The 12040-nt window shown below is 35.6% G+C and carries 9 protein-coding genes and 1 tRNA gene; 1 reads left to right on the forward strand and 9 read right to left on the reverse strand.

The features are described from left to right. Nucleotides 1–79 precede the first annotated feature (79 nt). The 4 genes from KTQ83_RS09630 to KTQ83_RS09645 are packed head-to-tail and all read right to left on the reverse strand — an operon-like array spanning nt 80 to nt 5450. Entirely contained in the window at nt 80–937 is an 858-nt protein-coding gene (locus KTQ83_RS09630) for an MSCRAMM family protein (RefSeq protein ID WP_217256659.1), read from the reverse strand. Further along, the gene (locus KTQ83_RS09635) at nt 931–1680 is read right to left on the reverse strand and encodes a class C sortase (RefSeq protein WP_217256660.1); all 750 of its coding nucleotides are present in this window, start codon (nt 1678–1680) and stop codon (nt 931–933) included. The genes KTQ83_RS09630 and KTQ83_RS09635 overlap by 7 nt, the downstream gene beginning before the upstream one ends. After that, on the reverse strand, nt 1652–3217 hold the full coding sequence (locus KTQ83_RS09640; protein WP_186999405.1) for a SpaA isopeptide-forming pilin-related protein: 1566 nt from the start codon (nt 3215–3217) through the stop codon (nt 1652–1654). Before KTQ83_RS09640 ends, KTQ83_RS09635 begins: the two co-directional genes overlap by 29 nt. Next, on the reverse strand, nt 3210–5450 hold the full coding sequence (locus KTQ83_RS09645) for a SpaA isopeptide-forming pilin-related protein (RefSeq protein WP_217256661.1): 2241 nt from the start codon (nt 5448–5450) through the stop codon (nt 3210–3212). Before KTQ83_RS09645 ends, KTQ83_RS09640 begins: the two co-directional genes overlap by 8 nt. Nucleotides 5451–5639: 189 nt before the next feature. On the opposite strand from KTQ83_RS09645, the gene KTQ83_RS09650 reads away from it, so the two are divergent. After that, nucleotides 5640–5715: transfer RNA gene (locus tag KTQ83_RS09650), tRNA-Gln, on the forward strand. Nucleotides 5716–6074: 359 nt separating this feature from the next. Here KTQ83_RS09650 and ftsZ read toward each other — a convergent pair. The 5 genes from ftsZ to KTQ83_RS09675 all read right to left on the reverse strand — a co-directional run bounded on the left by ftsZ (nt 6075) and on the right by KTQ83_RS09675 (nt 11893). Next, nucleotides 6075–7184 (reverse strand): cell division protein FtsZ, encoded by a 1110-nt coding sequence (gene ftsZ / locus KTQ83_RS09655; RefSeq protein ID WP_117571723.1) that lies wholly within the window; start codon nt 7182–7184, stop codon nt 6075–6077. 20 nt (nt 7185–7204) lie between these two features. Then, nucleotides 7205–8464, reverse strand: coding sequence for a hypothetical protein (locus KTQ83_RS09660; RefSeq protein WP_117925831.1), 1260 nt, complete (start codon nt 8462–8464; stop codon nt 7205–7207). A gap of 104 nt (nt 8465–8568) precedes the next feature. Further along, a complete protein-coding gene (locus tag KTQ83_RS09665; protein ID WP_217256662.1) occupies nt 8569–9114 on the reverse strand; it encodes a hypothetical protein in 546 nt (181 codons plus the stop codon). Then, nucleotides 9099–10421: a M18 family aminopeptidase gene (locus KTQ83_RS09670; RefSeq protein WP_217256663.1), complete on the reverse strand. Its 1323-nt coding sequence runs from the start codon at nt 10419–10421 to the stop codon at nt 9099–9101. Before KTQ83_RS09670 ends, KTQ83_RS09665 begins: the two co-directional genes overlap by 16 nt. Nucleotides 10422–10474: 53 nt before the next feature. Beyond that, a complete protein-coding gene (locus KTQ83_RS09675; RefSeq protein WP_186999410.1) occupies nt 10475–11893 on the reverse strand; it encodes an amino acid permease in 1419 nt (472 codons plus the stop codon). Between the last annotated feature and the right edge of the window lie 147 nt (nt 11894–12040).

Below are 12040 nucleotides of genomic sequence, written 5' to 3' on the forward strand. Positions count from 1 at the left end.
TCGACAGTTTTTCACATACCGCATTCCCCTGTTCCGAAACCAAAATCTTAATATATAAGAAAAGAAAGTAGGAAAACTCCTACTTTCTTAACTTCTTATTAATCAAATGTAAAATAATCACAAGTGCAATTAAACCTAAAGTCACATAAATATTACCATGATATTCAATTCCTGTTGGAACATGAATCTTCTTATTCTCAAACAAGAACTCATGATTCTCTACCTTTTTACCATCAATAAAGATTTCATCCTCCTTGACTTCCACAAATAAGACTTGATCCGATTTTTCATACCCATTAGGAGCCTTTGTCTCCTTTAAATACATCTTATCTTCACGCATTAAAATCGATAGAGTACCATTACCTTTAAATGTCTTTAAAGATTCTGTACAATCCTTATCCTTATAGCTTGTAAATTCGATAGAATCCAAGATTTCATCCTTAGAATCCTTATCAATCTTTTTAATAATCAGCTTCTCAAACGGACGATGCTTAGGATACAACACCACATCACAATTTAACGTATCCCCATCCCACTCAGGAACACTCACTAACATCGGACTCATTCTTTCATACTCATGAATATTGACAGGATCAATAAAGTACAATCCTTCTTCTACATCTTCAAGAACAGCTTTACCTTCTTCATCCGTGACAAGAGTTTGTCCAACCATGGAATACCCACTTAATTTTGTACAAATTGCTTCCACTTCTTCAGCCAATAACTCCGTATTGAAGTCCACATCTAAATCCTGAAATTCTTGATTCAATACATAAAAGCCATCCACAAGCTTTGCGACTTGAACAACATCAAACTCAACATTCTCCTTCGAGAGTTCATCTACCGAATCCTGCAACTCCACACTAATTGAGTTTGCGTTTATCGGCATAATACATGCGATCATCATTAATATGATCAAACCAATTTTCTTCACCATTTCACCACCATTACACAAATTATTGGAATTAAAATAAAACACAATTCCCTAAAAGAATACGATTTACGCACTTTTTTCTCTTTCTTTTTAGGAAACACTCTTTTTGCCCTTACAACCAACCTTTTCGTATTGATCCCATACGGCGTACAAGTCACTAGACTCAACAAATCCCTATTCTTTTCAATACCTATATCCAAGATAGCTTCCGGTTCTACCACAATAGAATCCACCACCTCATAGACCAATTCTTTTTTACACACATGTATATAGATCAAATCCTTCTTCTTTAACTCATCCAAACGCGTAAAAAGCTTGGCACTAGGAAGACCTCTATGACCTGTTAATATACAATGCGAATTCTTTCCGCCAACAGGAAGACTTGTAAAGTCAAAATGACCAATCCCACGATTTAATACTTCATCACTCGTTCCACGATAAATTGGTAAGTCTACATCGATCACTGGAATCTGGATGGTTGCGATTACATTTGAGGATAAAGTATTCAACATCGTTTCATACTCTTCTTTTTCTTTACCCAAATACAAGTTTTGATTGTAGTTCAACCCAGCATTAAAACTCGACTCCAATATGCCCTCATCCATTTTTTCTTCTTCTAAATAAAAACTTGAAATGACATTCTCTACACTTTGATGAAAGAAGAAATTTAAGATGAGTGGCAATACACAAATCAAGAAACCCAGAAAGAATAGAATCCTATTCTTCCCTTTTCTTCTTACATACATACACCATAATACCAGCACCCGTTAGTACACAGACAATCGTTCCCATAGATCCAGTGACTGGTAATTTAGAACTCGTTTGATTCACTACTTTTAAAGCTACGCTTAAATCATTCGTACTCGCATTTAAATGCGTATTAAAACTTGTTGCCGATAGAGAAACCAATCCCTCTCCATTCGAAGTATAGTTATTGCGATCCGCTACAAATGTAGGCGTAATTTGAATCTCAATAGCTTCCTTTAATAAAGTATATCCGTCCGGTGCCTGGATTTCCTTTAAATAATACGTTCCCTGATCCAAACCTTGAATCACAAACTCACCCTTTTCATTGGATACAATCTCTTCATCTACACTATTTGAAACTACATATCCATTTGTGCTTTTCTTTACCTTTACTAACTCACTCAAATTAGAATCACGATACAACTTAAATGTAGCCCCCTCAAGTTTGACATCCTTCTCATTTGTCTTTAAACCCTTCACCTGATATGTATAGCACACAACACTATCCCAAGGCGTTTGTCCTTTAGAATTCGTTTGCGGATCATTTGAGAAATTTAATCGTACCTTATTTTCAAAACCCTTTTTTGAAATCTTTGTGGCTGACAAATCATTTAAATACGCATCATACGTAAACAAGATTGGATCTCCTTGACTACCAAGTCCTTTAAAATCATTGAATGTAACTTTAAATCCATTTGAAGATTTAGTTACACTATATGTATCAGCTGGAATAATAGTATCCTTGACCTTTACTTGTATACTATCTTCTTTTAAATATAAACTTGGATCCATTTCATCCTCAAACTCTAAAAAATAAGAAACATATCCACTCATATCCGGCACTTTCGATTCATACTTATACGGAATGTTCTGCATGATCTCAAAATCACCCATATCATTCCAACCTATATTGTTGTCATCTTCATAAATCTTCTTTACAATACTCGGATAATCCGACTTAATTTGAATCGTCGCCTTAGGATTTGCCGTATTGACCATCGTCATAGAACTTGCCGCATGACTATTGGATACATTGGTAATTTCATCAATCAAATAGAAACCATATCCCAACTTATCCAACGTGATATTTCCATTCACATCACAACTCTCTACATTCACAATATGAGCTTCCATAGAAGATATCGCCTTTTGAATCGATTCAATAAAGGTACGATATTCACTTTGACTTCCTTCGTTATCTAAAGACATCATATATTCCACTACATCTTGATCCGATACCGTTTTAGATAACTTACTTGATACAAGCTCCTTGATTTTAGATGCATACACACTATTTAAAGTATAGTGAATCGAAGTATTGTCCTTTGAATTTGTCGCATCAAATAGTTTATATACCTTAAACGACTTACCCTGCATGGATTGATTTTGATTTGCCTGAATCACAATACTCGCATTCCCCTCATTAAAATTTGCCGTCCCATGCACAACTGAAACACTTGTTTCTTTTGCGCTGACTGGACTTGTGACCATTGCCAACATCAATAGTCCTGTATAAATTAAATTTCTTTTATTCATGATTTCTCCTCAACATTAAATAGGCACCTACAACCACACACACCAAACTCATACTAGAACCTGTATGTGGAAGCTTTGTCATTCTTTCATTCACAAACTCCAAGTTCACACTTCCATCCGCATATAAGCCATCTACTTTTTCTTGATCTATATACACATCATATTGTCCTTTAACCGGTATAAAATCCGTTTTTATGCAATACACACGATCTATCTTTTGATAGCCACTTGGCGCCTTTATTTCTTTTAAATAATACGTTTCACCATTCTTTAAATCCGCAAAAGATACAACACCATCAACCGTACTCTTCTCATCAATTTTTTCTTTACACTCACTATCTTTAAATAATCCAAATACAGCACCATCCAGTAATTGATGCATGTTGTTTTTCTTTACGATCTTCAATTCAAAAGGATTCACCTTATTTGAAAATGTAATGACAGGATCCACTCCAGAAATACTTCCATCACGCAACACTTCAAATTCAATAGGCTTAATATCCAGGGCATACCCATCTAGAGTCTTAAACTCGGTTAATGTATGTTTTCCTTTTGTCAGACCCATCCATTCAATTTCACCCTTATCATTCGTCTTTTCTTGTAAAGGAAAAGGTAAGTTTGGCATTATATGCTTAAATATGACATTTGGCAATGGAATTTGCGTACCCTCCTGTACTTTAATCAACTTTAAACGGTTCACTGTATCTTTCACACTGAATGTCTTAAATGCACTAATATGTTCAGACGTACTACTTGTACAATCTAACTTTTGTACATATACTGTGCTATCCAATAAATACCCCTGTGGAGGATCGATTTCCTGAACCGTAATCGTACCTAATGGTAAACATATCTTTCCATTCAGATCCGTATAGAAGGCATCACCACTTACTTTATACGAATCTTCCATCAGAATCTTGCCCGTCTTATCTGTCTTTAATATCCAGCTGCGTATTGGTAAAACACCTAAACTTGCTGGATCCTTATCATATAGACCTCCATAAAACTTAAATTCATACTTTGCATCTTTTAAGCTGGCCATACCCTGCGCTTTATTTCCTGTTTGGGCATCTTGTTTCACCAAAACTAAATCCACAAGATTGGTTTGTGGAACATCACGCACTTCAATTTCTTGAACCGCTTGATCTTTAACCTTAACAGTATAGATTGTTGTATCTTTTTGATAGCCATGCGGCGCTAGTATTTCATTAATGTAGTAAGTACCAATATCTAAATCTTTAATCTCGTTGGACTTGCCATTTTCATCAATTTTAAATTCACCAATCTTTTCTTTACACCCAGAATCTTTATACAATCCATAAAGAGCTCCAGAAAATGTATAGGATGCATTCGATTGATTGATCTCATTCTTTGAGCTGACCTTTAAAAGCTTTACTGAACCTGTAGGCACATATACACCATATGCCAACTTTTGAATTGGCGTTAACACCCCTTGCCAGTTATAGGCAGACCCAGCTACATCTACTAAATAGGTTGAATAATTTTTAACACTTGGCTTTGCGATGATTTCATTCCATAAACCACCCACTACTTTATTCCAGTGATACCCATCATTACTCGCCTTACTAATACAATTTGAACTATAAGCATTCGACACAAGTTCACTTGTGAGTACAATTGCTCCACTGACGCCATAACGAGATGTTAATATGTCCCCAGGGCCGTTATAGCCATAGTACAAACATTTCTTTAAGTTCTCATTTTCAACCAAATATGGATCGGAAGTCACATCTCCTACTGCAGGAGATGCATTCAATCCCTGCGCACAAAATGCTTCATGCGAATTCGACAATTTCCATATTCCATTCGCAATATAGTAACCAGGCTTTTCTTCATACCGATGATGACTCATACTTACTACACTACTCGCTCTAGATTCCATCACATCTACAGTCGTCTCAAATCCTGCACTATAGCGATCTAAAATCATCAAGCCATTCTTGATCAAATACGCATCCGAATAGTTATCATAAAAGTCTTCACTTAAAAAATAAGTGGAATCACAATAATCTAATAAACCATACTCACCTGCCTTAGCTTTTCGTAATTCAATAAATTCATCCGTATTGATATTTCCCTTTTTATACTCCTCCATCATCTCCATTTCTTTTAAACTCATTCCGTACGTACCCATCGTATTGGCACGAACAATACTTAAAGAAAGAATAAATACTATAAGAATACTCAAACATATATAAATCTTCTTTTTCATTCCTTCACCTCCCATTTATATATTCTTTTCTTCTCACCTATTATTTTGACAACCCAATGTGAAAAAGACATTAATTTCAAGCATTTCCTTACGATACTTCCTATCTTGTCTAAAACGCAAAAAAACAAGCGTTTTACATAAAAAACACTTGTCAAAAAGACACAAATCGTGTATTATAAATAGGCACATTGGGGTATAGCCAAGCGGTAAGGCATCAGACTCTGAATCTGACATTTCCTTGGTTCGAATCCAAGTACCCCAGCCATGCCTATTACAGAGATACAATTCTCTGTTTTTTTTATACTTTTTTTAAATTACAGCCATTATTTTGTCGGTAATGAATGATCAATTAAGCTATATGACTTAATTAACACCGAATTAAGATGTTTGACTTAATTAAAAAAGAGCAAGATTTGATTCGCTCAACAATTATATTAATGAAATAACTAAAATACTAATCGTACTTAATAATGTACCTAATAAATAATACTCTGCAAAATTTTGATTCTTAGATATTTTATCCTATCTCGCTATGGATTTTGCAGTTAATACCATAGCAATTAACGTATATTGATTACTACTAACAAGAAAGAGAGCTTTTACTAAGCTCTCTATATATGTCTATTAACGATTGAAGAAGAAGTTAGGAATTTGTTCATCATCACTTGTGTTATTTTCAACACTAGTTACAACACCTGGGTTAACAGGCGCTTGGATTTTCGGTTCTGTGAACAATGTATCATTCGCAACTTGTTTAATTACTGGTTCACTACGTCTTTTACGTTGTTTTTCTTTTGGTTCTTCAAATCCAGTAGCGATAACTGTAACGATGATCGCATCCCCTAATTGTTCGTTGATTGCGATACCGAAAATACAGTCAACATCTCCACCAGCTGCATCTTGAATTACAGCTACAGCGTTTTGTGCATCAAATAAGCTAACTTTGTCACCACCAGTGATGTTTACGATAGCTGATTTAGCACCAGAGATTTGTGCTTCCAATAATGGTGACTGGATAGCTTTTTCAGCAGCAGAGATAGCTTTGTCTTCTCCTTCTGCCATACCAATACCGATCAATGCACGACCTTGATTTTGCATAACGCTACGAACATCCGCAAAGTCTAAGTTTACCAATGCTGGAACAGCGATCAAGTCAGAGATTGTTTGAACACCTTGACGTAATACGTTGTCTGCAGCTTGGAATGCTTCTTCGATTGGTTTACGACCAATCACATCTAATAAGTTGTCATTTGAAACGATAATTAATGAGTCAACATATTTTTTTAATTCTTCAATACCATCTTTAGCATTGTTTGCACGACGACGACCTTCAAAAGTGAATGGACGAGTTACAACGGCAACTGTTAAAGCACCTTCTTCTTTAGCAATCTTAGCGATTAATGGAGCAGCACCCGTACCAGTTCCACCACCCATACCAGCAGTGATAAATACCATGTCGCTTCCTTTTACAGATTCGCGGATTTCTCCTTCACTTTCTTCAGCAGCTTTACGTCCATATTCTGGATTTCCACCAGCACCTAAACCTTTAGTTGTTTCCTTTCCTAAAACGATTTTGTTATCGCAAGGAGAGTTTTTCATAACTTGTACATCTGTGTTGCAGATATAGAAATCAACGCCCTTAACACCATCAGCAACCATGCGGTTAACAGCGTTGGATCCACCACCACCAACACCAAATACTTTAATATTTGCTACTTGATTAAATTCAGTCATATAATATTTTCCTCTCTTTTTTATTCTTCATCTGCTAAAATAGCATTCTTTAACTTCTTCGTAAATCCACCTTCACCAGTATGCGCCTTTTGATTAATAGAATCAATGCTCGCTTCTAATTCATTATTGTTTGCACTAATTCTGTCATCATGGTGAATACGGTTGATGTCTTGCCATGCATAAGCCATACCTAAGCCACACACAAATGCACCATCTCTTGCACCAATAGCTTGTTCTTGATAGATCATTGCGCTCGCATTGAACGATTTATCTAAATCCTTCAATACAGGAATGTTACTTCCTTGTCCTGTGATCACATATCTTGATTTTCCTTGGCGAACAATTGGTAAACATGCATCATTGACAGCTGCAATCCATTGACGAATACGAGGTAAACAAGCCTTTGCTAATTCATTGGCCGTAATCTCAACACGCATATCTTCTCTTTGTTCAATATAAACAATCACATCACTGTTTTCATCTTCTTGACCCGAGAAAATATTCTGCAATAATCTGTAACATACATCATCACTTAACTTATATTTTCTTTGGATATCCTCAATGAACCATAAGTATCCATAATCCAAAGTTGTACATGTCATTAAACGACCTGTACTAAATAAAGCTAAAGTAGAGTGATTCTGTTCCAAATCAATTTGGATTGTAACTCTTTCTGTGCTCTGTGCCAAAGCTGCAGTTTCTTGACCAATCGCAAATGAATCTACACATAGATCCAAGATTTCAAGATTTGCCTGTTCCACACAACGAGCATACGAATAGATTGTTTCCTTGTCGGCATATAATAAATCTACATCCATAATGAAATCTTCACATTCCTGATTTAATGGAAGTTTCTGACTCACTTGTCCATTGACTTCATAAGACACCTTATTCGCATTGACAAATTCTACATCTTCATTCAATCGTTTTTGAATGGCGTTTTTAAATCCTTGCTGAATATGGAACAAACGAATATTTTTTGTACCATCTTCAATCTGAACACGCACCTTTTGTGAGCTACGCATTACATTTACACTAGGAACAGCCAATAAGACACGCTCAATTCGATATCCTAAAGCTGCCTGTGCATTCGTTATAGCTTGACGAATGGCTGTAACAATAGCACTTTCATCGACAATCTTTTGATTTTTATCTACACCTGAACAAGCAACTCTTTCTGTTCTTAAAACGTTGTAACGAGCTTCAAATATCTCTAAAACGATAAGACGAATCTCTTGATCAGCAATTTCGATAGCCGCATAAACTCTTTTCTTACTCATTCGACGTCTCCTTTTACATACTACTAATCAATAATACCATATTTGAAACAAAAATAGAAGATTCTCTTTTTAAATTCAATAATGAAAAAAGGGCCGGCACAAGCCTACCCTTCTAATTTTTCAAATGCCTTTTCCTTAAATCTTTTCTTACACAAATAATAATCCACCAATAAAATAATCAATGAAAAATCAACTTGCACAGGAAAGAACATTTTAAATAATATACATAAAATTAAAGATAAAACATCCAAATAGACAAAGTCACGAACTAAATCATACCGCTGAAGCGTTCGATACTTTGTACGTACATTGATCAATGAAAATACAAGTGCTGCACAGCCGACAATGGCATCCACACTAAAATTCACAACATAACTCGAAAACAAGACCGCCTTTAAAAAGAACAAAGTCAATGTCACACTCATCACAAGCATCATGTTACAAATCTTTAGCTTTTCATCATCACGAACCACCATTTTTTCGGCATGTTTTTTAAACGTAGAACTCTTAGAAAAATGACGATACAAACGATCCACTTTCTTGTCGAAATTATCTTCCTTTTTTGAATTCACTAGATCAATCATCAATTCCTTTTTCGCATCGATTAAATCCGACTTTTCTATTCTTTGAATGATTACTTCTCTAGACATACAGATTCAGCTTCTTCAATCTGCACATTTGTTTCATAGAATTCCTTCAATGCGACAATCGCATATTCAGTATCCTTAACACCTGCAGTTTCAAAACAAGAATGCATCGCAAGCTGAGCCAAACCAAAGTCTACCGCATGAACACTTACCTGCGTATTGGATAAGTTACCCAAAGTAGAACCACCCACTACATCACTACGATTCGCAAAGCTTTGTACTGGCACATTCACATTCTGACATACACCTGTAAATAAAGCACGACTAAATGCGTCTGTTGTATATTTCTGGTTTGCACTTTCCTTAATGACAATACCACCATTCATTGTGACAAAGTTTACGGCATCTGTCTTTTCTGCATGATTTGGATGTAGAGCATGCGCATTATCACAACTTACTAAGAAAGACTTCGCGATAGCCTGATAATATTCATCCTCCGTTTTTCCTAAACCCGCATTGATACGGTGTAATACATCTTTCAAGAATGTAGACATCGCACCCTGTTTTGTGTTTGAACCCACTTCTTCATTATCGAAGCAACAATATACATTGACACTCTTTTCATTTTCAGCCTCAATAAATGCCTTTAATGAAACGAATGCACATTGTAAGTCATCCAATTTAGGACTTGAAACAAATTCATTTTCCAATCCCCAAACTAAACCTTTTTGACGATTCACTAAGAATAAGTCTTTACCTAAGATATCTTCAGCCTTAACGTCCAACTCATCCGCAACCATTTTGTCAAAAGCGCCCTTCTTAAGAGCTCCACAAGAAAACATAGGGCACAAATCAATTTGACGATTGTATTTATAACCATTATTGACCTCACGGTTGAAGTGAATAGCCACATTTGGAATCATTAAGATATCTTTGTCGATATATAATAATTTTGATTCAATCTTCGAACCATTTCGAACAAGTACACGACCCGCAACGGTTAATGGACGATCAAACCAAGTGTTGTCAATCATACCACCATAAGCTTCAACGTCTAAACGCAAATATTCATTTGGACCGGCAAGCTCAGGCACATTTTTAACTTTGTATGTCGGTGAATCCGAGTGACTTGCACACATTTGGAAATGATAAGAATCCAAATCATTACCAACCTTAAACGCAATTAAACTGGAGTGGTTACGAATTGCATAATATTTTCCACCCGCTTTAACATCCCAAGCTTTAGACTCAGGAAGATACGTGAATCCAGCCTCATCTAAATATGTACGAATCGTTTTGATGGAATGAAACATACTAGGACTTGATTCAATAAATTGAATTAATTCATTTGAAATTTCGATTGTATTCATGATTAAACATCTCCTCGACTATAATTATCCACAAATAAGAAGAAAAGGCAAAATTAATTTTTTGCCTCTTTTTTCTTGATTGCTGGTAAAATCAATCCTAAAGCTGTTAATACAACTGGAGTGATAATATTTAAGACTGTAGTATACATATCCCCTGGTTTATACATACCAAGTAAGCAGCAAGCACCCGTTAATATAAAGCACCAAGCACCAAATACGATTGCGACTGTGTTGTTGTTCACAAATTTATAGTCACGGTGGAAAATATCTGTTTTCTTACGCAACATCACATAAGCAAAGAATACCCACAAGTAACGCATTGGCATTGTTACTGAGTTTAACTGAGTCAACTGACGAAGTACTGTATCTGCATTTGGAACTAAAGCCTGAGCCAAGATAATTGCACCGGCAAGAATATCGACCATGATGATACCATTTGAATATGCACCTGCATCATTCTTGTGCAATAACTTAGTTGGGATAAATTGACGAGCATCTTCGTTATCTAATAACATTCGCAAAGGCGCATCAATACTAATGACTAATGTAGAGAATTGTCCAATACAGTTACAAGCTGCATAAACAATCATCAATACATTACCCATACCATAGTATTCACCTAATCTTTGGAATGCCCAATATGAACCATTCGCATTGTATGAGTCAAAGTTAGCATCGATTACAGCTGGATCAAACATCATACCCATTGCGATTGTACCAAAGATAGCACAAACGATAACCATGATAGCCGCAAAAATCATACTCTTAGGGAAGCCTCTAGAAGGATCTTCAACTTTATTTACATAAGGTGAAATCTTTTCACATCCACCAACCGCAAATACTAAGATTGATAATGAACTGAAATATTTCCAGTCAAAAGTTGGAATCAAGTTTTTGAAACTAAAATCCATAGCTAAATATCCACCATTTGGATTGATAGCTGGAGCCGCAAACATCATTACGATATAAAGAATACTCATAACGAACATACTAGACCCAGCAATTGTAGCCATTTTCTTTAATGGGTTTAAACCACGACTTGCGACATAACTAAATAGTAATAAAACAGCTAAAGTCGCAAACTGAATAGCTTTTGTGTTAAAAGATGCATAAGTTTCTGAGTTTTGGAAAATCATCCAGCTTAATGCTTTCAAACCACCAGAACCCTTAGAAGCAATGTACGTAATGTGACATGCCCAATAAGTCCAACCCGCATAGTATGCAGCTTTAGGACCTGTTGTTTCGTGAATCCAAGAACTTACACCTCCACCTGAATTTTTGAATGCAGAACCAAGTTCACCTACCATTAATGCATAAGGAACAAAATACAACGCAAACATCAAAATCCAAGAAAAGATGACTTGAATTCCGTTGAAGTACATAAATCCGTTTAAAACATTTCCAAAACCCCATAGAGTTGAAAAACACATAAACGAAAGTGTGTACCACTTCATTTTTTGTGAATCATTCATTTTACTCTCTCCTCTTTCACTCATAATTAATTTTACCCAACCCAAATGACATTTGTCAACTCGAAAACCAAATTCACAATTTTTTGTATACCAGAAAAATTAGATAATAAAAATCAAGCCTAATTCATAAAATTTTGTGTCTTTCCA

The organism is Holdemanella porci, from assembly GCF_019052655.1.
Lineage (GTDB): Bacteria > Bacillota_I > Bacilli_A > Erysipelotrichales > Erysipelotrichaceae > Holdemanella > Holdemanella hominis.

What these genes read in the sequence shown, in the direction of transcription:
- KTQ83_RS09630 (WP_217256659.1), bottom strand. Translation starts at nt 937, where the DNA reads ATGGTGAAGAAAATTGGTTTGATCATATTAATGATGATCGCATGTATT.
- KTQ83_RS09640 (WP_186999405.1), bottom strand. Translation starts at nt 3,217, where the DNA reads ATGAATAAAAGAAATTTAATTTATACAGGACTATTGATGTTGGCAATG.
- KTQ83_RS09635 (WP_217256660.1), bottom strand. Translation starts at nt 1,680, where the DNA reads ATGTATGTAAGAAGAAAAGGGAAGAATAGGATTCTATTCTTTCTGGGT.
- KTQ83_RS09675 (WP_186999410.1), bottom strand. Translation starts at nt 11,893, where the DNA reads ATGAATGATTCACAAAAAATGAAGTGGTACACACTTTCGTTTATGTGT.
- KTQ83_RS09665 (WP_217256662.1), bottom strand. Translation starts at nt 9,114, where the DNA reads ATGTCTAGAGAAGTAATCATTCAAAGAATAGAAAAGTCGGATTTAATC.
- ftsZ (WP_117571723.1), bottom strand. Translation starts at nt 7,184, where the DNA reads ATGACTGAATTTAATCAAGTAGCAAATATTAAAGTATTTGGTGTTGGT.
- KTQ83_RS09660 (WP_117925831.1), bottom strand. Translation starts at nt 8,464, where the DNA reads ATGAGTAAGAAAAGAGTTTATGCGGCTATCGAAATTGCTGATCAAGAG.
- KTQ83_RS09670 (WP_217256663.1), bottom strand. Translation starts at nt 10,421, where the DNA reads ATGAATACAATCGAAATTTCAAATGAATTAATTCAATTTATTGAATCA.
- KTQ83_RS09645 (WP_217256661.1), bottom strand. Translation starts at nt 5,450, where the DNA reads ATGAAAAAGAAGATTTATATATGTTTGAGTATTCTTATAGTATTTATT.